The following is a 21,340-nucleotide window of genomic DNA, read 5'->3' as shown; positions in this document are numbered from 1 at the left end:
GCATGGAACAACTCCATGCATTTCAGTCTGATTATTGGTGAAGTGGGATGGTGCAATCCCATGGATCACACCACCCAGATTTCAGGATGTCTTAATAGACGCCCTCTTCCAGCATTAGGTCGTTAACAGCATCTGAAGCATCTTGAAGTGCTTCATCGACCGTCTTGTCAGCCAAAATAGCGGCCTGAAGTTCTGGATAAATCAGGTTGGTGGCTTCGATCCAAAACGGAGTTGGCGGGACTGCAAAGGCAGTGGCAGCAGTCTCCTTGAACGCAGCAAGAACTTCGCTACGATACGGATCATCCTTTGCCTGCTCCGAGACATAATCCCAAACGGCAGTCCGGCTTGGCAATGGGCCTGCTGCGCTTTCAACCTTCTGGCTTTCTTCGTTAGTCAGGAAGTCGACCAATGATGCTGCCGCTTCTTTGTTCTCGCAATCCTGCGTGACGGAAAAGCCATGGAAACCGGACCAACCGGTACGAACACCTGCGGAACCTTTCGGTGCCGGTGCAACACCAACGTTGCCTGCAACTATCGATGCTGCCGGATCGTTAAAGAAACCGGCCCAGCCCGGCCAGTCCAGGTTTAAGGCAATAGTGCCTGACGCGAAGCCATTTCCGAGGTCATCCCAAAGATAATTGGTCGTACCGGCGGGAACGGCTTTGGCATTATAAAGGTCAACAAACCACTGAAGAGCGCGCTTGCCTTCTTCGGAATTGAAGGCCGGCGAGAAATCGTCGTTAAACAGTTTGCCACCTTCAGCGACGACCATTTCGTAATAGCGACCGACAATCGCCTCGTCCTTCCCGGCATACTGGGTGCCATAGAAGTTTGGCGGATCTGCAAAGAATATCGCCTGATCTTTGACTTCGGTCCAGGTTTCCGGCACCGCGAACGGATATCCGAACTTGGCTTCGAAGGCTTTTGCCTTCTCTGCGTCTTCGTAAATATCTTTCTGATAGTAAAGGGCCGATACATCGAACTGCGCACGTGGCAACATCACGAGTTTGCCGTCAAAAGTTGCCGCTTTGATATTGGCCTGGACGAATTCCGCAACCACATCTTCTGCGATCAAGTCGGACAAATCCGTGTACAGGGTTGGATATTGCGACGCAAAGGATGAGTGGTTCGAACCAACACACCAACTGGTCGTTCCAGCTGCGATGTCGGATTTGAACTCCTTGTCCAGCTCGAAATGGTTCTTTATCGAGATGACATTGACTCTTGCACCGGTTGCCGCTTCCCATTCCGGAATGCGGGCATACAGTGCTTCGTATTGCTGGCCACCGATCAACTTGGCTTCGATTGTAACACCATCAAACTCAGCCGCCTGCGCCGGGCCGAATGCGCAAACCGCTGCGGCAATTGATGCCGTTGCAATCGCGGCACGGGATGCACCGCATAATAACGTTTTCATTGTATTCCTCCCTAGGAAACGGTTTTCTGGACCGAGTTTCACTTCCGAGGTCATTTTTGACGAGACTTTCATATTCGGAAGATTGTTTTATATGTAAACTTGACTTCTATGGTGAGTCAAGGTGAACTCCATAAGAAATCGCCTTAATGCTGAAAAAACCTAAGATTGCTATGACATTGCTCCGCACGTTCACCTCGGGCGTTTCGAAGAATGTTCAGCGAAATAAGGAAACGTCATGTTCATCGACACACATTTGCACCTTGTTGCCCGCGACCGGATTACCTACCCCTGGCTTAAAGACGTACCTGCACTGGATCGCGACTGGACGTTTGAGAACTATGAAACAACAGCCAAACGCATTGGCATACAAGGTGTGCTCCACATGGAAGTGGACTGTGCACCAAATGATATTGCAACTGAAAACGCGTTCATTGGTGAACTTATGGCCAAGCCGAACAGTTTGCTGCTAGGCGCGGTTTCCTCGGCTAGACCGGAATCGAAGGATTGCGAAACGTTTCTTGAACGCCTTGATCTTGCGATTGTGAAAGGCATTCGGCGCGTATTGCATGTTGTTCCGGACGAGTTGTCACAAAGCAACTTGTTCCGGGAAAATGTGCGCAAGATTGGCAACATGGGGTTGCCATTCGATATCTGCGTTCTACAACGTCAGATTCCTTTGGCATGTGAACTCGTTGATGCCTGCCCGGATACCGTTTTTGTACTGGATCATTGTGGCGTTCCAGACATCGCAGGAGATGGCTTTGATGATTGGGAGCGCTCAATTACGACACTATCGGAACGTCCAAACGTGAATGTGAAGATCTCTGGTATCTCTGCCTATGCTAAGCCAGACTGGACGATTGACACCCTACGCCCTTACTTCGAGCATATTATAGAGTGTTTCGGATGGAACCGTGTTGTGTGGGGGTCTGACAGCCCGGTATGCACGCTGAATTCATCGCTTGATCAATGGATGGCAACAACTCAAGCACTGATCGAAGGGACATCAACCTCGGAAAGGGCTGCTTTCGCGTCAGAGAACGCAAAGCGAATTTGGTCCCTATAGTTCTTTGAGACCTCCAAATATGCGCATTTAAGTGTCGTATCTATTATTATTGGGACCAAAGGCGTGCCACTTTGTCTCGGTTTACAAATCAACCCAGCAACAGGGTAAAATGCCTGCTCCATGGTCAGGTCCTCACTTAAATCGAGAGCATTTTTTGATATTTCAAAGGTTAGAGCATATAGTTCAACGCAACAATTTGGGAAAATTTAAAAGGCAACACGAATTGGATAGAATAATTGCACGTTGATAGTGAAGAAGTGAGCCTATGGCTTACACTTCTTCACTATCAACGCGCCCAAAATGAATAGCAACAGAACCCGAAATAGCACTATTTAGAACTTACTGGTGTGGTGTTGGAGGATGATATGCTGACCTCACCTCTGGCGTCTTTGACGCTTAATTCACTTCAATAACCTGGCCGTCATAAGCCGGTTCGACGTTATCTGGCGTATCGGCCATCGCCTGTGCGTAGTCGAACTGGATGCTCATGTGGGTCATGTAGACTTGCTTGGGTTTGAATTCCTCGACCCAGCCCAGAAGTTTTTCGAGATGTGCATGCGTGTTGTGTGGACGATGGCGCAAGCAATCCACCACCCAGACATCCAGATCATAGAGATGCTGTTTGGAGTCTTCGGGGAATTCCACCACATCGGTTGAATAGGCAAACTTCCCTATTTTAAAGCCCAGTGTCTCGCCATAACCGTGATCTTGGGAGAAAACCGTTATCGGGACCCCTGCTGGCGTGATCGATCCTGTGATGACATGCGGGATCAAAACCGGCTTGAAATAGAACTCAACGCCTTCCGGCAGCGGCGTGAAGACGTAATTGAAGCGATGATCAATGTCCGAGATCGTCTGCGCATTGGCATAGATATCGATCGGACGTTCCATCGCGACATTCAGCCAGCGCACATCATCAATGCCATGCACGTGATCTGCATGCGAATGGGTAAACAGGATCGCATCAACATGGTTGATATTGTGCGTTAATGCCTGCTGACGAAAATCCGGCGTTACATCGACAAGGATCTTCTTGCCGGCTTCCTCAATCAGGATCGAGCTTCGCAAACGCCGGTTTTTCGGGTTGTCCGGGTCACACTTGCCCCATCCAAGGCCAACCGATGGCACACCGTTTGAGGAGCCGCAGCCAAGGATGGTTACTTTGGTCACCGTTACTCAGCTCCCAGCGCCAGCAGATTTCTACGATCTGCCTTTGTGAACAGTGTGAAGAAGTTATCGGTCGTAATCTGTGTGATCTCTCCGACAGTAACGCCCTTGATTTCTGCCAGTTTGGCAGCTGTGTGTGCGACATAGCTGGGTTCGTTCGGTTTGCCACGTTTGGGCACTGGTGCCAGATACGGCGCATCGGTTTCCACCAACAACCGGTCCAGCGGCACATCTTCAAGTGCTGCGCGGATTTCCTTGGCTGAATTGAAGGTAATAATACCCGAACAGGAAATATAGAACCCGATCTTGAGCGCCCGCTGTGCCAGCATGGCCGAACTAGAAAAACAGTGAATGACGCCGGTAAACGCCCCCTTTTCATACTCTTCTTCAAGAATATCCATCGTGTCATCGTCTGCGTCGCGCGTATGCACGATCAAGGGCAAACCGGTTTCACGACATGCCGCGATATGTGCCCGGAAGCTTTCCTGCTGCGCATCGCGCGGGGAGTTGTCATAGAAATAATCCAGTCCGCTTTCGCCAATGCCGATGACTTTGGGATCGGATGCCTTTGCGATCAGGGCATCGGGGCTTGAAAGCCCCTCCTCGCCGGCTTCGTGTGGATGAACGCCAATCGTGCAATAGATATGATCGGATTGCTCGGCAACCGCGCGAACCTTGTCAAAGGTCGTCAGTTTGACGCCGATGCTGACCATCATGCCGACACCGGCATTTTTGGCGCGCGCAAGCGTTCCGCTCAGATCATCGGAGAATTGCGGATAGTCCAGATGGCAGTGGCTGTCGACAAGGGCGACATTCATGCCTTCTCTCCTTCGTCTTCGGTCTCGACATAGCGCGGGAAGACACCGGCCGGTTTCGGAATTTCCGAACCCGGTTTGAGGGCATTGTCCGGGCCAAGTGCTTCAAAGCCACGCTGATCATCGCCCAGCACCAGAAGATCAAGGATCTTCGCAGCCGAGTCCGGCATGATCGGCTGAACAAGAATACCGACATGGCGAATGATTTCGGCCAGAACATAGAGAACCGTCTCCATGCGTGCCGGATCGGTTTTTTTCAGGCCCCATGGCGCCATTTCATCGACATAGCGGTTGGCATCGCCAACAAGGCTCCAGATCGCTTCAAGCCCCTTGTTAAAGGCCTGTTCGTCAAACAGCGGACGCACGGTATCAAGCATGCCATGCGCCTTGCCGAGGATTTCCTTGTCTGCATCGGTAAACGCGCCTGGTGTCGGGATAGCCGCGTTGCAGTTCTTGTGGATCATCGACAACACGCGCTGGCACATATTGCCAAGGTCATTGGCCAGTTCGCTGTTCATGCGGTTGACCATGGCACGATGGGCAAAGTCGCCATCATTGCCAAACGGCACTTCGCGCATCAGGAAGTAACGCGTCTGATCCAGACCGTATTTTTCTGTCAGATCGTATGGATCAATGACGTTGCCGATCGATTTGGAGATCTTCTGACCTTCGTTGGTCCACCAGCCATGGGCAAAGACTCGCTTGGGCGGCTGAATACCAGCTGCCAGCAAGAATGCCGGCCAATAAACGGCGTGGAAGCGCAGGATATCCTTGCCGACCATATGAAGGTCTGCCGGCCAGTATTTTTCAAGCTTGGCCGGATCCGCATCGGGATAGCCAATGGCGGTCAGATAGTTGGTCAGCGCATCCAGCCAGACATACATGACATGATCTTCATCACCCGGGACCGGAACGCCCCATTTGAAACTGGTGCGTGAGACCGAAAGATCATGCATGCCGCCCTTCACAAAGCTGATCACTTCGTTACGGCGCGACTGCGGTGCGATGAAATCCGGGTTCTGCTCATAGAATTCCAGCAGACGGTCGCGCCAGGCAGAAAGCTTGAAGAAATAGCTCGGCTCTGACACCCACTCGACCGGTGCACCGGTCGGCGCGATTTTTTCGCCGTCTTTTTCGATCAGTTCCTTTTCGGCGTAAAACGCCTCATCCCGGACCGAGTACCAGCCATCATAGGAACCAAGATAAATCTCGCCCTTTTCAAGCAATGTATTCCAAAGCGCCTGGCAGGCCTTCTTGTGACGTTCTTCCGTGGTGCGAATGAAGTCATCATTCGAATAATTCATGTGAACGGCCAGATCGCGGAAGTTCTGCGACACCTGATCGGTGAAGGTTTGCGGATCAATGCCCTTGGCCGCGGCCGATTTGTCGACCTTCTGACCATGTTCATCGGTTCCGGTCAGGAACATCACGTCATAACCGTCCAGGCGCTTGAAGCGGGCCAGAACGTCACAGGCAAGCGTGGTATAGGCATGGCCGATATGGGGCTTGTCATTGACGTAATAGATCGGTGTCGTGATGTAATAGGGCTGTTTGTGCCCGGTCATGATCGCAAATCCTTCGCGCAAGTCGTGAAACAAAACGGCCCGAAATGGGCCGTGATGGTCATAATTTCGGTATGTGGGCAGTGATGTCAGGTTCGCATGGTTTCTTCAAGCATGAAGAATGCATTCAACAAGGCCTGCTTGCGATCAAGATGCAAACCGCGGGTCGCGCCCATCAGTTCGTTGATCTTTTCCCATACCTCCAGCCATTGATCAAGCGGTTGCGCGGCTGCCATACGTTGCATGGCGGGCAATTCGCCCTCAACGACCTCGCGGGGCGCCTGCCCTGTGGCGGCAAAGCGGATCATGCGGGCAAGCCACCAATGCAGAAGTTCGGTGATGGTGGCAAAGGCTGCATCCTTGTCAGCGGGTGAAAATCGTTCCGCAAACTTGTGCTGGGCTGCGACATCTGCGCTGGGCAGTGCCGCGATGATATCGACAAGCTCAGTATAAAGCTCCAACCCGCCAACATCATGAAGTTGAAGCGCGCGCCCGATGCTGCCCTCTGCCAGACCAGATAGCGCGTCCCGCGCACCAAGGTCCATCTCCGGGCAATAGCGACCCAGAAGATCGACAACCTGATAATCTTCAAGCGGACCAAGGTTAAGGCGCCGGCAGCGCGAGCGTATGGTTGGCAACAGCCGCCCCGGGTGATGCGCAATCAGGATCATCATCGCGTTTGATGGCGGTTCTTCGAGAACCTTGAGGATTGCGTTGGCCGCGTTGCGGTTCAGCTCATCAGCCGCATCGACAATAACAATTCGCCAGCCCCCCTCGGCAGAGGTCTTGGACATGAAATTTCCAACAGTACGCACATTGGCCACCGTGATTTCACCCTGCAGGCGCTTTTTCTTGTCATCGTACTGGCGTTCAACAACCTTGAGATCACCGTGCCCGCCACCGGCAATACGCCGTGCGACCGGATCTTCGGGATCAACATAAAGGCCATCACTCTGATCGCCAAACAGCCCCGCACCGCCATTTTGGCCGCCGCCAGACAGGATAAAGCGCGCCATGCGATAGGCCAGTGTCGCCTTGCCGATCCCTTTGGGGCCGCACAGCAACCAGGCATGATGCATGCGTTTGCTGTTCCAGGCATCGAGAATGACCTTTTCGGCCTCTTCATGCCCCAGAAGCGCGTCATTACGGCGGGGTTCAAACGGGTTTTCTTCTTCGGGAAGGTCGTCCTTGGCCATATCGAGTTCAGGCCCCCTGCCCGGCAATTCGGCTTTGCACAGCGGCAATCACGCGTGCACTGACGGCCTCAACGTCACCGCTGGCGTCAATGACGGTGCAGCGCTCGGCTTCATCGGATGCAATTTCGCGGAAACCATCGCGCAGGCGTTGATGAAATTCCAGGCCCATACGTTCAAAGCGATCCTCGGCAGCGCTGACATTGGCAAAACGTGCCCCGGCGCGCTCAAGGCCAAGCTCAATCGGCAGATCAAAAATCAGGGTCAGATCGGGCTTGAAGTCACCAATCGCAAGCTTCCAGAGGTTGCGTATATATTCCGCGCCAAGGCCATGCCCGTAGCCCTGATAGGCCACCGATGAATCGGCAAATCGATCACAGAGAACAACCTTGCCGTCATTAAGGGCCGGGCGAATGGTCCGCTCAACATGATCGCGGCGCGATGCGAACATCAATAGTGCTTCTGTGACGGCATCCCAACGGCCCGGATCCCCGGTCAGAAGAAGGTTGCGGATTTCCTCTGCACCTGGCGATCCGCCAGGTTCGCGTGTGACCACAACATCCTTGCCCTGATCGCGAAACCATTTTTCCAGACGGCGTATCTGGGTGGATTTGCCGCTGCCTTCACCGCCTTCAAAACTGATGAACAAACCGGGCTTCGATGTCACCCGTTTGCCCCCCAGAGAAGGTATTTGATTGCAGCACCGATGCGGCCGACAAAGCCAAGGCGTCCGACATCATGTGCGGCATAAAGCGGGAACTCAATGGTGTCCTGATCGGGAACTTCGACCTTGAGCGTTGCGATCTGATCGCCCTGTGTGATCGGGGCCGGTACCGGTCCGTCATAAACGACCGAAACCTTCATGTCGCGGCTTGCACTGCGCGGCAGGGTCAGAAGAATGTCCTTGTCGGCAACCAGATCAACCTTGGTTTCCGAGCCAAGCCAGACATTTGCGGAACTGACAGTTTCACCTTCGCCAAACAGGTCATAGTTATCAAACTCGCGGAAACCCCAATCAAGGAGCTTCTGGGATTCCGTGCGACGTTCACGCACAGAGTCCAAACCGTTGACAACGATAATCAGGCGACGGCCATCGCGCTCGGCCGAGGCCGTAAGGCCGTAACCCGCTGTTTCGGTATGACCGGTTTTAAGGCCATCAACGCCGGCACTGGTTCCTAGAAGCGGATTGCGGTTTGGCTGGCGGATGCCGTTATAGGTAAATTCCTTGACGGAATAGAGCTCGTAAAGATCCGGGAAGTTGCGGATGGTGTCGCGGGCAAGGATCGCTAGATCATGAACCGTGACAAGGTGTCCTTCTGCCGGCCAACCGGTGGCATTTTTAAAGACTGACTTGGTCATGCCGATCGCACGCGCTTCCTCGGTCATGGCTTCCGCAAAGGCTTCTTCCGAGCCGCCAAGGCCTTCGGCAACCACGATGGCCGCGTCATTGCCGGATTGGACGATAATACCGTGCAGCAGGTCAGACACCGAAACGTTGGAGTTCACCTCGACAAACATTTTCGATCCCCCCTTGCGCCAGGCTTTCTCGCTGACGTGGAAAGTGTCGTCCATGGAAACACGACCGTCCTTGATATACTTGAACAGCATATGGACGGTCATCATTTTGGTCATCGAGGCTGGCTCGGTCAGGGTATCCCCTTCCTTGTCGAGCAACACGGCCCCGGTATCAAAATCCATAATGAAAGCTTCGCGCGCATTGGTCTCGATTGCCTGTGCGCTTGCGGAAGTCATCGACATTGCCATGACGGAGCCAAGAATAACGGCCCCGGCCACTACCCGGTTCAGAGTGTTTTTGAACGGAACTGGCGGCATAAAAGTCATGGCATTCAAACCCTGTTAATTAAATTCTCTAACCACCGGGACCCGGTGTATCCGCTATTTTGCTTATGTCGCAAATTCGGCAGAATTGTGCAACACCGCATGGTCAGTGCGTTAAAGCGGTAGCATAACCAGCTTTTTTCGATCAACACCCAGATGTTGCAGAACCGCCATCCGCGCACTCGACAACAACTTTCGCACCATTCTGGCCTGTGGCAATCACCCGTTCCAGAAGAATGTCTGCTTCGGGCACGGTTTCAAGCGGACCAAGGCGCACACGGTAAAAGGTCGTGCCTTTCACGTCGATCGGTTCGATCTTGCTGGGGGCAAGATCATAAAGGCGATTGCGCAGGTTCAGCGCGTTGTCATAGATCGAAAAGGCACCGGCCTGAACATAGATCGAGGACGACGTGACCGGTGTGACTTCGACAATTGCTGCCTCTTCGACCACACCATCAAGCGGTGCAGTTTCGACACTGGCACGTGAGGATGGAGGCGTCAGTTTGATGTGGGACGTTGTGGGCTCCCCGCTGTCGGTGATGGGGCCATCATCAAGGCGCACGGTTTCAACAACGTCGCGCGGAGCGGCACTGACGGTATTCTGTTCTGCGACAGTGACTTGTGGTGCGGCTTTGCCTTGCGCGATTGCCGCGATCTGACGGCTTTCGGCCTCGATCACTTCGACCATGACCTTGGCTGTGCCTTTGCGCTCGAAGCCCAAAAGCTGGGCTGCGCGGCGGGACATATCAATGATGCGGCCATGGGCGAAGGGTCCGCGGTCATTGACCCGAACCTTGATGGACTTGCCGTTTTCAAGGTTGGTCACGCGAACGATGCTTGGAAGCGGCAGGGTACGATGGGCGGCAGAAACTTCGTATTGATCGAAAATTTCACCATTGGCAGTTTTCTTGCCATGGAATTTCGGCCCGTACCAGGATGCGATACCGGTTTCGGTATATTCATAATCCACTGCCGGATAGTACCACTGACCGGCAATCTCATAGGGATTGCCGATCTTGTAATTGCCAACCTGTGCCGGTTGCGACTGCCCGCCCAGTCTTTTGACGCCATGAACGGCAAGCTGCGTTTCAGCACAGCCCGCCAACAACACGCCGAAGGCTGCTACTGCCATGGCAATACGGCCTTTGGTCTGCAGGTGTGCCATGGCACTTTTTACTGGTTTGGGCATCAAGGTGTCCCCGCTTGTAGATGCTCTGTCCATGCTCGTTCAGACATGAAGTCCGTTGTTCGGACGGATATTGTTAACGGCCAGCAATTTTATCGGCCAGTGTACCAACCGCAATCGCGAAGTATGTCGAGCGGTTCCAATGCATGATGGTGTGGAAGTTGTTATAAACCATATATGCCGGACCTTCACCGTCATTTACGATGACAATTGATGCTTCCATGTCCGCGGCCGGCAAATCAGAACCGTTCGGCATGCGCACACCAACCTTTTGCCATTCAGCAATCGGCTTGCGGATATCGCGGCCTTCGAGCTCCATGTCGAAGTTTTCCGGCAGGGAAATCTTGCGGCCCCAGCGCTCATCTGCGTGCCAGCCAACCGTCGAGAGATAGTTCGCAGCAGAAGCAAATACATCTTCCTTTGCGCCCCACAGATCAATTTTGCCATCACCATTTCCGTCACGCGCATAGTTCAGGAAGGTGGACGGCATGAACTGCGCTTGCCCCATGGCACCAGCCCAGGAACCCGACATCTTTTCAGGTGCGATATGACCGGCATCGATGATGGTCAGTGCGTTCATCAGCTCTTTGCGGAAATATTCGGCACGGCGGCCTTCGAACGCGAGGGTCGCAAGGGAATCAACAACCGAATACCCGCCCGTGAAGCGACCAAATCCGGTTTCAATGCCCCAGAAAGCGGTCAGGTAATGGCCCGGGACGCCGTATTTTTTAGCCGCAGCGTCAATGATTTCGCGGTTTTCCGCGTATTTTTGGCGGCCTTCATTCACACGGGACTGCGGCACGACGCGATCAAGATACTGCTCAAAGGTCAGTTTGAATTCCGGCTGGCTACGATCATATTCGATCACCTTGGGGATCGGTTGGGTATTGGCAAAGGCAACTTCGAGTGTTGCATCGGAAATGCCTTTGTTTGCGGCTTCCTTCTTGAATTCAACGAGCCATTCGTCAAATCCCTCGGTGGTGAATTCTGGAAGTTTCTCATCGGTCTGTGCAAAGGCCGGTGCATGTGCCGCCATCACGGCAACGACGGAGGCGGCGGTAAGCAGTTTCCAGAATTTCATCTAAGCCTCATCCAATCATGTAATCAGTTTTCGGCCCCGGGTGCTTGCGGTCCGGGGAACCACGCATCTGTTCGACCGGTCCAGTAATAGGCGGTCAAACCAACCCATTCACGCAAAGCACGGCCTAGATTGTAGATAGCCTCTGAGACGTTAAGACTTGCTAAATGAAGCTCATCAGAGGTGAATCTGTCGACCGGATACGGGATCACATTCCAGCCAGCCTGACGAAACGCACCGGCCGCGCGTGGCATATGTTGCGCCGAAGTGATGAGAACCCATGGCTTTCGGGAAAGTTCAGGCCAGTCTCGATAAACCATTTCAAGCGATTTCGTTGCGTTTTCATGCGTGTTGCGCGAGTGCGCTTCAAAATACATGTTTGGTGTCTTAAGGCCCGAATCGTCCAACCAGTTTTCAAGAACGACCGCTTCACTAAATTCACGCTCTGTGAGGTTTCCATCCCCGCCGGTGAACAGGACGGGTTTATCTGGATAAAGGCTCGCAAACCGAAGCATTGCGAATATGCGATCAGCGGACGACAACACATTCATTTCACCGCGTTCTAGGTAACTGTCTGGATCAAGGCTCCCGGCCAAAGTGACTATTCCAGCAAACTCGATTTGTGAAAGTTCCGGTTTCTTGAAACGGATTTCGAGAGGGCGCGACAGTATATTTCCAACTGGAATAACGGTAATCAGCAACGATGCTCCGCACACAATAATTAGGCCAAGCACTGCAAATTTGCGCGTTTTCTTAATGAGCATGAATACTAACAGAACTGCGAGGAGCAATCCGTGCATGAAAACTGTGTCAATCAAAATGCTGACCGTTTTCGATAGGAAGTAGAACACGTTTGATAATTCCGATATGAATTTTGGCAATGTATTTACCATACTGAAATCCGGGTAAATCACCAGCATTCGCTGCAATATTGGATTGCACTATTGACAGGTCATCCTCCCCAATTTATTGAAAGCGCCCAGAGCACAAATTGCTCCAACCAGTTTTGCGGAGAGGTGGCAGAGCGGTTGAATGCAGCGGTCTTGAAAACCGCCGTGCCTTTACGGGTACCGTGGGTTCGAATCCCACCCTCTCCGCCATTTATTCCAGGACAGAGCAGAACCAGTTCAGCAAACGCAAGGCGATGTTCCTTGCTAGCTGCCTAGCCGTATCTGCCGTGACGTCACCATCGTCGAAAGGTCATTGATATGAGCGAACTGCCACCCTGCCCCAAATGTGAATCCCCCTACACCTACGAAGATGGCGAATTGCTGATTTGCCCGGAATGTGCCCATGAATGGTCACTGACCGCAGGCCAAACAGATGCCAACGTCGTTCGTGATTTCAACGGCACACCGCTTGCCGACGGCGATACCGTTTCGGTGATCAAGGATCTCAAGGTCAAAGGATCGTCAGCTGTTGTTAAAGTCGGCACCAAGGTCAAAGGCATCCGCCTTGTTGATGGCGACCATGATATTGACTGCAAAATCCCGGGCATCGGTCAGATGGGGTTGAAGTCCGAGTTCGTTAAAAAGGTTGCTGAATAAGCGATCGAACAACGAGAAATCTAAAAGAAAAAGCGCACCGAATGTGGTGCGCTTTTCTTGTTTTGGCTCAATGACGCGAAGCGTTTTAATCCGCCCCACCACTCCGCAGGGTCGACCCCGGTTTCGGTTTCAGGACGCGCTGGATGAAGAGCGTACCGATTGCCATGCCGACACCAATGATATCGGTGATCAGGCCGCCCGAAATCATGAACAGGGCCGCAATGATCAGAAGAATACGAAGGAACCAGACAGCCGAGCCACCAAGGAACCAGCCCTGCACGCCAGCCGACAACAGGAACACACCGACAACGGCGGTAACCAGTGCCTGACCGATCTGTAGATAGGAGCCATCCATCAGAATTGCCGAGTTATAGAAGAACATGAACGGCACGATGAAGGCTGCAATGCCAATCTTGAACGACGCAACCGAGGTTTCCATCGGGTTGGCGCCCGATATCCCAGCGGCGGCATAGGATGCCAGTGCCACCGGTGGTGTGATGGCCGAAACCACGGCAAAGTAGAACACGAAGAAATGTGCCGTAAGTGGTTCAATTCCGAGCTCAATCAGGCCCGGTGCAACCACGGAGGCCGCCACGGCATAGGCCGCCGTCGTCGGCATCCCCATGCCCAGCAAAATCGCGATCAGCATGGCAAAGACCAATGCCAAAAGCTGGGATGCCTCGGCCAAGCCAAGCAGAAGGTTTGAGAAACGTGCACCAACGCCGGTAAGTGCGATAACACCGACGATAATACCGGCGCATGCACAGACCGCGATGATCTGGATCGACATGCCCCCGGCCAACTCGAACGCCTTGGCAACAGCCCGCACACCAACACGGTTTGGCGTCAGCCAGCTGACAACCACAGCCGCAACCGTGGCAAGTGTCCCTGCCCTGATCACGGAGTAACCTAGGAACAGCGCAATGATGAGAATGATGATCGGCAGGAACAGGAAGACCTTTTTAACCATCGCATCAAAGCGCGGCAGTTCGTCGTCACTCATGCCACGCATGCCGAGTTTGGCGGCTTCGAAATCGACCATGAAATAGATCGATACGAAATAAAGGATGGCCGGAATAATCGCCGCAATGGCGATGTCGGTATAAGGAATACCGGTAATCTCGGCCATGATGAAGGCACCTGCCCCCATGATCGGCGGCATGATCTGACCACCGGTGGAAGCCGCGGCCTCAATCGCGCCGGCGGTTTTCTTGTGATAGCCAACCTTTTTCATCAGCGGAATAGTCAGCGACCCGGTGGCAACCACGTTACCGGCCGAGGTGCCGTTGATCATGCCCATCAGACCGGATGCAAAGATCGCAACCTTTGCCGGGCCACCACGGGCGCGACCAGCGACCGAGAAGGCAAAGTTGACGAAATAGTCGCCAACCTTGGACGCCTGAAGGAAGGCGGCAAAGATGATGAAGAGAATGATGTAAGTCGACGAAACAGCGGTCGTCGGGCCAAGGATACCGGCATCAGTGTAAACCTGGCTAAAGAAGCGCTGCCAGGTAATGGACGGCGACTGCAGGAAGCCCGGCAGGAATTCACCAACAAAGACATAGACTAGGAAGATCGTGGCAATGATGACCAGCGCCAGACCGGCAACGCGGCGCGTCAGCTCCATAATCAGCAAGGTACCGCCAACGGCTGCAATCGAAATACCGATCGGCGCAAACGGGGTACCGGTCGAGTTACGCATAAGCGTGCCGTAAATCGTGATCAGATAGACGGCAACGGCGAGCCCGCAGACACACAAGACGAAATCAGGTGCCGAATATTTGTCACGCGATGTCTTGTGGAACCAAGAAAGCACAATACCACCAATTGTCGCGACCATAAGCGGTGCGCCAAACAGCCATGTTTCATTGAACTTGATGGTGGCATCAATGCCGTTCCACATCACGCCATTCTGGATATCCATGGCGAAACTGAATGCCATGCCTGTTGCCATGAAGGCCGGGACCAGAAGGATATAGGATAAATAGCCCAGAAGCGGTGTGCTTGTGCCCGGGCTGTCATTAAAGCTGTTGGCGGAATACCACAGGAAGCCAAGCGCCAACGCACCGGCGACGTGAACAATGCGGAAGTTCCAGGTTTCAAGCGGGAAATCGGGAAGGAATGGCAGATTAACAAAACCGCCGGTCATGCCAGACAGCGAGACACCGTTGAGTGCGAGCATATGGAATGCCGCATAGATCGCAGCGGAGATCGTGATGAAGGTCAGGCCCCTACCCTCAAACAGGCGTCGGTTATGTTCAACCGGCTCTTCGTCAACACCATCGGCAATAAGGTGTTCGTCTTCGACCTGGCTTTTATCTGTCATCTGTTCCCCCGCACTCACGCAAGATTGTTTTTGGCCACAGGCAAACTGGAATTGAAATATGGCGGACCGTCCATCAGGACAGTCCGCCTTTTAAGATGTCTAACAGACAGGGATCAGTTGATCATGTCTGCCGGAATGGACGCGCCATTTTCATTGAACCACTTGGCCGCACCCGGGTGCCACTTCATGACCTTGTTCTTGTCCCAGTTTGCCGGAACAGTCGAACGGGCCGCACGGTGGATCGAAACCATCCGCTCGTTGTCAGACATCACAACATCGGTGACGGCATAGACAAAGCTTTCCGGAAGGTCACAGTTGGCAATGGCAAAGTTCCACATCGAAACCGAACGTGCCGGCTCTGTCAGCGTGGTGTAGGTATCCGCTGCGATGTCGAACTCGGATACCGGGAAGGCATCCATGATCTGTTTCTGTTCGTCTTCGGTGAACTCGATGATGTTCACGTCAGTCTGAACTTCAAGCTGGCTGACGGCCGGAACCGGAACACCAGCAGCGAATGCGATCACGTCAAGCAGGCCATCCTGCAGCTGACCACCAAGGTCTGCCCAACCGCCGTTACGACGTTCGAAGTCAACGCCGAGTTCTTCAAGCATGCGCGGGAAATAGGTGTCCGAGGTCGAACCTGCCGGACCGAAGCCGATTTTCGCACCTGCCGGAATGTCGGCAACCGAAGCAATCCCGGAAGAAGACAAGGCGGTGATCGAGAACGGCGTCTGATACATCGGGAACATTGCACAGGCATTGGTCATCTGAAGACCCGGTGCAATCGGGTTGGTACCAGCAAGCGATTCAGCAGCCGGACCCATGGTGGTCATGCCAAAGGCAGCTTCGCCGGTATGCACAAGGGCCATGTTCTGCATCGGGCCGCCGGTGACTTCACCACCGCCGGAAATGCCAAGCTCTTCAGCCACAAGGTTCGCCCAGCCAGAGCCATACGCGAAATAGGTCCCGCCCTGGGATGCCGTGCCAACGGTGAAGCTTTCCGGCCAGCCGGAACGATCCTGAGCTACGGCAGCGGTGCTCCCGAACGCGAACGCGACCGCCATCCCTGCAAATAATGCGCGTTTCATTAATTTCCTCCGTTTATCGGTATTTTGTGAGAGTTCGCCACAAGTCATTTCCTCATATGGGCAAACTCGAGGTTGATGGCAATGTGGTTCTTAATCAATACCGAAAACAGTGAGATTTCATAGTGATGTCGATCTCTCGTGTTGTGATACTTTAGTATTATACGGTCCAATTTTCCGTTACGTAATGATTGCTGTGCGATGGTCGAGGCGTGTGGATTATCCTTCCTGACGTTTCATTGCTGACCGATCAGGTTTCGGAGTCCCCAAAGTCCCTGTTCGGCGTTTTGAACGGGAGTCCGGTTGTATTCCGAGAAATGCCTGTAGTTTTTTATTGCGTAAAATCCCTTACTGCTGCACGATTTGTGCAATGCGGTCGCTAATGGTGATGTGTAACCGTCTGAAACCGCAGTTTTCTTCATAAAACTGCAAAATATCAGTGGAAATGCTCTCGTTGGACAGGCAATTATTGACGGAATGAGAGGCGCTTTGGCGTGTCTTGTGGGGGAGCATCCGTATTCGGATGCTAAGACGAACGAAGAATGAAGACTCTCAACAGGGATAATTTAAACTCGTTATGAGCAAAGACATACCCGCCCTGCAGGTCGAAGGGATGTTCAAAAGCTTTGGGGAGCATGAAGTTCTCAAAGGAATTGACCTGACGGCCAATACCGGCGACGTGATTTCGATTATTGGCTCGTCCGGTTCGGGCAAAAGTACGTTTCTGAGATGCATCAACCTGCTTGAAACGCCAAATGCCGGCAAGGTTCACGTCAAGGGTGAACTTATCCGCATGAAGACGCTCAAGGACGGTTCACAGGAAGCCGCCGATAAAAAGCAGCTTCAGCGTATCCGCACCAAGCTTGCCATGGTGTTTCAAAGCTTCAATCTCTGGAGCCATCTGACCATTCTTGAAAACGTAATCGAAGCACCGATCCATGTGCTGGGCGTTCCAAGAAAGGAAGCAATCGAGAAGGCAGACGCCCTGCTGAAAAAAGTCGGGATGTATGAACGTCGGGATTACTATCCCGGTCATGTATCTGGCGGCCAGCAACAGCGTGCAGCGATTGCCCGTGCGCTTGCGATTTCACCGGACGTCTTGCTGTTTGATGAGCCGACTTCGGCACTTGACCCCGAACTGGTGGGTGAAGTTCTCAGGGTCATGACGGACCTTGCCGAAGAAGGCCGCACGATGCTTGTGGTAACCCACGAGATGGGCTTTGCCCGGGGCGTATCAAGCCATGTCATGTATTTGCATCAGGGACGGGTCGAGGAATTCGGTAACCCGACTGATGTATTCGAGAATCCAAAATCAGAGCGCATGAAGCAGTTTCTTCAGCGCGATTTCTGATTTGGGCAGACCAGGGTCTGGTTGGCCCTGGCCGCAAGAATGGGAGCACGTCGTTGCGCGCCATTCCAATCAACAAGGGAGACTATGAATGAAAAACTGGATCAAGGTTGCATCTGCCGCAGCAGTTGGCATTGCATTGAGTGCTTCGGTAGCAAGTGCTGCCTGGGATAAAGTCGTTGTGGCGACCGAGGGTGCCTACCCTCCGTTCAACATGATGGACGACAATGGCAACCTCATCGGTTTCGACGTTGATTTCGCCGTCAAGCTTTGCGAGACCGCAAAGATCGAGTGCGAAATCGTTGCTCAGGACTGGGACGGCATGATCCCGGGTCTTCTGGCCAAGAAATATGATGCGATCATCGCCCAGATGTCGATCACCGAAGAGCGGAAGCGCTCAATCGACTTCTCCGACTATTACAGCAACACCCCGGCGGTGTTCGTTGGTAAAGACGGCATGAGCATCACCGCCTATAAAGACGGCGAAGTCATCGAAGACGCGCTTGATGGCATGGTCATCGGTGTTCAGCGTTCGACCACGCACGCAAACTTCCTTGAAGACAACTTCCCGGGCATCGAAATCCGCATGTACGGCACCCAGGACGAAGCTCTGCTTGACCTGACTGCTGGCCGTGTCGATGCGACCCTTGCTGACTCCGGTACCCTCGAAGCTTGGGTGAACTCGGATGAAGGTAACGGTTACGGCTTCGTTTCCAACCAGTTCGCTCCGAGCCAGTGGTTCGGCGAAGGTGCCGGTATCGGCATCCGCAAGGAAGACCAGGACCTGAAGGAAATCTTCAACAAGGCTCTGGCTGAAATGCTGGCAAACGGTTCTTACGAAGAACTGAACAAGAAATACTTCCCGGCGATCGATCTGCATCCGAATTGATCTGCCTGATCTATCCGGGGCGGCGAATTGTTCGCCGCCCTTCCCTTATTGTTGGGTGATGCTTTTAATCAGGGCTGAAAAGCACGCGCAGCATCAAGGAAAGCTGGAGATACCATGCTCGATTTATACGGCCGCGGCTGGCAGATGCTTGAAGGGGGACTGGTCACAGTTCAGCTTTGCCTCACCGTTTTGCCATTCATGATTGTTATTGGTTTATTAGGGGCGTCAGCAAAGCTGTCGCGCTATCGCACGCTGCGTGTGATCGGGGAAAGCTATACCGTTCTTATTCGCGGTATTCCCGAGCTTCTGGTTATTTTGTTGATTTATTTCGGCGGCACGATCGCCGTTCAAAGCCTTGCCGAGCTTATTTCCGGTGAGGAAACCCGCGTTGACATTCCGGCCTTCTGGTCGGGGGTTGCAGCCTTGGCCCTTGTTCAGGGCGCATTCGCATCAGAAGTCTTCCGTGCGGCCATGCAATCGATCCCGATCGGGCAGATCGAAGCTGCGACCGCATGTGGCATGACGCCGATGCAGATTTTCATGCGTATCAAACTGCCGCAACTTTGGCGCTTTGCCCTGCCGGGGCTTAATAACCTGTTTCAGGTTCTGATCAAGGACACCGCGCTTATTTCCGTTGTCGGTGTCGAAGAGATCATGCGCAAGGCCGCCATTGGGGCAGGAACCGAAAAGGCACCGTTTACCTTCTATCTGGTGGCGATGCTGATGTTTCTTTCATTTACAACGGTTTCGCTACTAGTCTTCAACTATCTTGAAAAGCGGGCCGCCCGCGGTGTGGCGAGGGCGTAGAAGATGTTTGAAGATCTCTTATACGTTCTTGGCAAATATGACACCTGGCTGTGGCGCGGCTTTTTGCTGACCATCGAGCTTTTGGTCATTTCGGTGACACTCGGCACCCTTCTGGCCATTCCGTTGGCTGTTGCGCGCGTGTCGAAAAAAGTCTGGATACAGGCACTGCCCTTTGCCTTCATCTATGTGTTCCGTGGCACGCCGCTGATCGGGCAGCTGTTCATGATGTATTATGGCGTTGGGCAGCTGATCGCGAATATTGACGGCATTCAGGATCACTGGACCTGGACCTATTTGCGCGATCCCTATTGGTATTGCCTGCTGACGTTTGTTCTGAACACGGCGGCTTATGTTGCCGAAATCATGCGCGGCGGTATCCAGAACGTCCCGAATGGCGAGCTGGAAGCAGCACGTGCCTGCGGCATGTCGCCGTCGACGACCTATCGCCGCATCATTTTCCCGCGCATGTGGCAGATGATCTGGCCGGCCTACACCAACGATGTGATCTTTACGCTTAAGGCGACGTCGTTGGCATCGACCGTGACCATGATGGAGCTGACCGGTGCCGCGCGTAAAATCGTTGCCCGTACCGCCCTTCCCTATGAAGCGTTTATTTCGGCAGGTGTGATCTATCTGATTATCGTCTATACGCTGACCTTTGGCTTTAAGGGCATTGAGCGCTATCTGCGTCGCAGCGAGAAACGCAAGGAACCAAAATCCGGCAAGCCCAAAGCAGCATCCGCCTGATCGAATACCCATATCAAACCCGGCATTCGGAGATGGATATCGTCAACCATAATGGTTGAATGTCCTGATCCGGCCGGGTTGTTTTGCCCCACGTCCCACCTTTCAGGATTTCGAAATGCAAGAAGAACGCATTGAACTCGTCCGCCCGCAAATGGGTACATCGCGCGCCCTGACCGTTCGCCGTTATGGCAAGCCCGGCAACGGGCCAAAGGCCTATTTCCAGGCGGCTTTGCATGCCGATGAATTGCCCGGCGTCATTACCTTGCACCACCTTGAGGCACTTTTGAAAGAAGCCGATGCCAAGGGTGACATCACTGGTGAAATTGTTGTCGTTCCCTTCGCCAACCCGATCGGTTTTACCCAGTATGTCGATATGAAGCCGCTTGGCCGCTTTGAAATGCGCAGTGGTCAGAACTTTAACCGTCACTATCCGGACCTCAGTGCGGCATTGATTGACGCCGTTGACGGAAAACTGGGCCAGGATGCCGATGCAAACGTCGCGCTAATCCGGGCAGAATTGCGCCGCCTGATCAAGGAACACCGCAAGGATGTCAGTCCGCTGACTGATCTTCAGGATTTGCGCCTGACGCTCGCCGAACTGGCGATTGATGCGGATTACGTGATGGATTTGCATTGCGATTGGGAAGCGCCAATGCACCTTTACATCAGCGACCATAACTGGCCGGATGCAGCCGATCTTTCGGCACAAATCGGATCGGAATGCAGCCTGATTGCAGAAATTAGCGGTGATAACCCGTTTGATGAGGCCTTTAGCCGCCCGTGGGTCGAGCTGCGCCGTGCTTACGGTGATAGATTCCCGATCCCGATGGCGACGTTGGCGACCACGATTGAACTGCGCGGTGATCGTGACGTCTATGACGAATACGCCATCAAGGACGCAGAGAACATGTTCAAGTTCCTGCAGCGTCGCGGTCTGGTCGCGGGTGATCCGGGGCCCCTGCCAAAAGCCAAATGTGACGCGACCCCGCTTTCGGGTGTTGATCGTGTCATGGCCCCGCATGGCGGCATGGTTGTGTTTGGTATTGAGGCCGGCGCAAAGGTCAAGGCTGGTCAGGAACTTGGTTACGTTCTTGATTGCGAAACCGGCGAGAAGACGCCTTTTTCCAGCCGGACGGACGGCGTGTTGTATTCACGCATTGGAATCCGCCTGATCGTGCCGGGCGGGTATCTGTGCTCGGTCGCGGGTGATATGCCGCTCGAAGGACGTGAAGGACAGCTTTTGTTGTCCAAATAACGCACAAGAACGC

General features: G+C 53.4%; 19 protein-coding genes and 1 tRNA gene. 8 read left to right on the top strand and 12 right to left on the bottom strand.

The window, feature by feature from the left end; genetic code table 11:
- Positions 1 to 91: 91 nt before the first annotated feature.
- Positions 92 to 1,417 carry a sugar ABC transporter substrate-binding protein gene (locus UF64_RS13360; RefSeq protein ID WP_082049766.1) on the bottom strand — a complete coding sequence of 442 codons (1,326 nt, stop codon included), beginning with the start codon at positions 1,415 to 1,417 and terminating at the stop codon, positions 92 to 94.
- 235 nt (positions 1,418 to 1,652) lie between these two features.
- Between UF64_RS13360 and UF64_RS13355 the strand changes: the two genes are divergently transcribed.
- Positions 1,653 to 2,483 (top strand): amidohydrolase, encoded by an 831-nt coding sequence (locus UF64_RS13355; RefSeq protein WP_044829111.1) that lies wholly within the window; start codon positions 1,653 to 1,655, stop codon positions 2,481 to 2,483.
- Positions 2,484 to 2,879: 396 nt separating this feature from the next.
- Here the strand turns inward: UF64_RS13355 and UF64_RS13350 are convergent, their stop codons facing one another.
- The 9 genes from UF64_RS13350 to UF64_RS19745 form a co-directional block, all read right to left on the bottom strand.
- The gene (locus tag UF64_RS13350) at positions 2,880 to 3,653 is read right to left on the bottom strand and encodes an MBL fold metallo-hydrolase (protein ID WP_044829110.1); all 774 of its coding nucleotides are present in this window, start codon (positions 3,651 to 3,653) and stop codon (positions 2,880 to 2,882) included.
- A 2-nt stretch (positions 3,654 to 3,655) separates the two neighbouring features.
- Positions 3,656 to 4,468 carry a TatD family hydrolase gene (locus UF64_RS13345; RefSeq protein WP_044829109.1) on the bottom strand — a complete coding sequence of 271 codons (813 nt, stop codon included), beginning with the start codon at positions 4,466 to 4,468 and terminating at the stop codon, positions 3,656 to 3,658.
- Positions 4,465 to 6,030 (bottom strand): methionine--tRNA ligase, encoded by a 1,566-nt coding sequence (metG, locus tag UF64_RS13340; protein ID WP_044829204.1) that lies wholly within the window; start codon positions 6,028 to 6,030, stop codon positions 4,465 to 4,467. The genes UF64_RS13345 and metG overlap by 4 nt, the downstream gene beginning before the upstream one ends.
- An 86-nt stretch (positions 6,031 to 6,116) precedes the next feature.
- Positions 6,117 to 7,223, bottom strand: a complete 1,107-nt coding sequence (locus tag UF64_RS13335; RefSeq protein ID WP_044829108.1) for a DNA polymerase III subunit delta' — start codon at positions 7,221 to 7,223, stop codon at positions 6,117 to 6,119.
- A gap of 7 nt (positions 7,224 to 7,230) precedes the next feature.
- Positions 7,231 to 7,887 carry a dTMP kinase gene (gene tmk, locus UF64_RS13330; RefSeq protein WP_044829107.1) on the bottom strand — a complete coding sequence of 219 codons (657 nt, stop codon included), beginning with the start codon at positions 7,885 to 7,887 and terminating at the stop codon, positions 7,231 to 7,233.
- Positions 7,884 to 9,062: a D-alanyl-D-alanine carboxypeptidase family protein gene (locus UF64_RS13325; protein ID WP_044829106.1), complete on the bottom strand. Its 1,179-nt coding sequence runs from the start codon at positions 9,060 to 9,062 to the stop codon at positions 7,884 to 7,886. The genes tmk and UF64_RS13325 overlap by 4 nt, the downstream gene beginning before the upstream one ends.
- Positions 9,063 to 9,204: 142 nt before the next feature.
- The gene (locus tag UF64_RS21085; protein WP_052657643.1) at positions 9,205 to 10,248 is read right to left on the bottom strand and encodes a septal ring lytic transglycosylase RlpA family protein; all 1,044 of its coding nucleotides are present in this window, start codon (positions 10,246 to 10,248) and stop codon (positions 9,205 to 9,207) included.
- A gap of 73 nt (positions 10,249 to 10,321) precedes the next feature.
- Positions 10,322 to 11,326 (bottom strand): lytic transglycosylase domain-containing protein, encoded by a 1,005-nt coding sequence (locus UF64_RS13315; protein WP_052657642.1) that lies wholly within the window; start codon positions 11,324 to 11,326, stop codon positions 10,322 to 10,324.
- A 23-nt stretch (positions 11,327 to 11,349) separates the two neighbouring features.
- Positions 11,350 to 12,243: a YdcF family protein gene (locus UF64_RS19745; RefSeq protein ID WP_052657641.1), complete on the bottom strand. Its 894-nt coding sequence runs from the start codon at positions 12,241 to 12,243 to the stop codon at positions 11,350 to 11,352.
- Between the two features lie 90 nt (positions 12,244 to 12,333).
- On the opposite strand from UF64_RS19745, the gene UF64_RS13305 reads away from it, so the two are divergent.
- Together UF64_RS13305 and UF64_RS13300 are read left to right on the top strand one after the other, a co-directional pair.
- A tRNA-Ser gene (locus tag UF64_RS13305) sits at positions 12,334 to 12,423 on the top strand.
- 108 nt (positions 12,424 to 12,531) lie between these two features.
- The gene (locus UF64_RS13300) at positions 12,532 to 12,870 is read left to right on the top strand and encodes a zinc ribbon domain-containing protein YjdM (protein ID WP_044829105.1); all 339 of its coding nucleotides are present in this window, start codon (positions 12,532 to 12,534) and stop codon (positions 12,868 to 12,870) included.
- A gap of 85 nt (positions 12,871 to 12,955) precedes the next feature.
- Here UF64_RS13300 and UF64_RS13295 read toward each other — a convergent pair whose 3' ends face one another.
- On the bottom strand, positions 12,956 to 15,196 hold the full coding sequence (locus tag UF64_RS13295) for a TRAP transporter fused permease subunit (RefSeq protein WP_044829104.1): 2,241 nt from the start codon (positions 15,194 to 15,196) through the stop codon (positions 12,956 to 12,958).
- Positions 15,197 to 15,309: 113 nt separating this feature from the next.
- Entirely contained in the window at positions 15,310 to 16,284 is a 975-nt protein-coding gene (locus UF64_RS13290) for a TAXI family TRAP transporter solute-binding subunit (RefSeq protein WP_044829103.1), read from the bottom strand.
- 586 nt (positions 16,285 to 16,870) lie between these two features.
- Between UF64_RS13290 and UF64_RS13285 the strand changes: the two genes are divergently transcribed.
- The 5 genes from UF64_RS13285 (at position 16,871) to UF64_RS13265 (ending at position 21,327) form a co-directional block, all read left to right on the top strand.
- The gene (locus UF64_RS13285; protein ID WP_200892683.1) at positions 16,871 to 17,632 is read left to right on the top strand and encodes an ATP-binding cassette domain-containing protein; all 762 of its coding nucleotides are present in this window, start codon (positions 16,871 to 16,873) and stop codon (positions 17,630 to 17,632) included.
- 88 nt (positions 17,633 to 17,720) lie between these two features.
- The gene (locus UF64_RS13280; RefSeq protein ID WP_044829101.1) at positions 17,721 to 18,518 is read left to right on the top strand and encodes a transporter substrate-binding domain-containing protein; all 798 of its coding nucleotides are present in this window, start codon (positions 17,721 to 17,723) and stop codon (positions 18,516 to 18,518) included.
- A 114-nt stretch (positions 18,519 to 18,632) separates the two neighbouring features.
- Positions 18,633 to 19,325 carry an ABC transporter permease gene (locus tag UF64_RS13275; RefSeq protein ID WP_044829100.1) on the top strand — a complete coding sequence of 231 codons (693 nt, stop codon included), beginning with the start codon at positions 18,633 to 18,635 and terminating at the stop codon, positions 19,323 to 19,325.
- Positions 19,326 to 19,328: 3 nt separating this feature from the next.
- Complete coding sequence (locus UF64_RS13270; RefSeq protein ID WP_044829099.1) at positions 19,329 to 20,072, top strand: ABC transporter permease; 744 nt, start codon at positions 19,329 to 19,331, stop codon at positions 20,070 to 20,072.
- A gap of 115 nt (positions 20,073 to 20,187) precedes the next feature.
- Complete coding sequence (locus UF64_RS13265; RefSeq protein ID WP_044829200.1) at positions 20,188 to 21,327, top strand: succinylglutamate desuccinylase/aspartoacylase family protein; 1,140 nt, start codon at positions 20,188 to 20,190, stop codon at positions 21,325 to 21,327.
- Positions 21,328 to 21,340: the final 13 nt, after the last annotated feature.

Origin of the sequence: Thalassospira sp. HJ (assembly GCF_000948415.1) — a bacterium.
Lineage (GTDB): Bacteria > Pseudomonadota > Alphaproteobacteria > Rhodospirillales > Thalassospiraceae > Thalassospira.
The sequence above is the reverse complement of the archived record's forward strand: the minus strand, read 5'-3'. Positions and strand labels throughout refer to the sequence as shown.

Excerpts from the sequence above, each read along its gene's own strand:
- UF64_RS19745 (WP_052657641.1), bottom strand. The coding sequence starts at position 12,243 with ATGCTGGTGATTTACCCGGATTTCAGTATGGTAAATACATTGCCAAAA.
- UF64_RS13325 (WP_044829106.1), bottom strand. The coding sequence starts at position 9,062 with ATGACTTTTATGCCGCCAGTTCCGTTCAAAAACACTCTGAACCGGGTA.
- metG (WP_044829204.1), bottom strand. The coding sequence starts at position 6,030 with ATGACCGGGCACAAACAGCCCTATTACATCACGACACCGATCTATTAC.
- UF64_RS13275 (WP_044829100.1), top strand. The coding sequence starts at position 18,633 with ATGCTCGATTTATACGGCCGCGGCTGGCAGATGCTTGAAGGGGGACTG.
- UF64_RS13295 (WP_044829104.1), bottom strand. The coding sequence starts at position 15,196 with ATGACAGATAAAAGCCAGGTCGAAGACGAACACCTTATTGCCGATGGT.
- UF64_RS13290 (WP_044829103.1), bottom strand. The coding sequence starts at position 16,284 with ATGAAACGCGCATTATTTGCAGGGATGGCGGTCGCGTTCGCGTTCGGG.
- UF64_RS21085 (WP_052657643.1), bottom strand. The coding sequence starts at position 10,248 with ATGCCCAAACCAGTAAAAAGTGCCATGGCACACCTGCAGACCAAAGGC.
- UF64_RS13355 (WP_044829111.1), top strand. The coding sequence starts at position 1,653 with ATGTTCATCGACACACATTTGCACCTTGTTGCCCGCGACCGGATTACC.
- UF64_RS13315 (WP_052657642.1), bottom strand. The coding sequence starts at position 11,326 with ATGAAATTCTGGAAACTGCTTACCGCCGCCTCCGTCGTTGCCGTGATG.
- UF64_RS13300 (WP_044829105.1), top strand. The coding sequence starts at position 12,532 with ATGAGCGAACTGCCACCCTGCCCCAAATGTGAATCCCCCTACACCTAC.
- UF64_RS13360 (WP_082049766.1), bottom strand. The coding sequence starts at position 1,417 with ATGAAAACGTTATTATGCGGTGCATCCCGTGCCGCGATTGCAACGGCA.
- UF64_RS13280 (WP_044829101.1), top strand. The coding sequence starts at position 17,721 with ATGAAAAACTGGATCAAGGTTGCATCTGCCGCAGCAGTTGGCATTGCA.
- UF64_RS13345 (WP_044829109.1), bottom strand. The coding sequence starts at position 4,468 with ATGAATGTCGCCCTTGTCGACAGCCACTGCCATCTGGACTATCCGCAA.
- UF64_RS13270 (WP_044829099.1), top strand. The coding sequence starts at position 19,329 with ATGTTTGAAGATCTCTTATACGTTCTTGGCAAATATGACACCTGGCTG.
- UF64_RS13265 (WP_044829200.1), top strand. The coding sequence starts at position 20,188 with ATGCAAGAAGAACGCATTGAACTCGTCCGCCCGCAAATGGGTACATCG.
- UF64_RS13335 (WP_044829108.1), bottom strand. The coding sequence starts at position 7,223 with ATGGCCAAGGACGACCTTCCCGAAGAAGAAAACCCGTTTGAACCCCGC.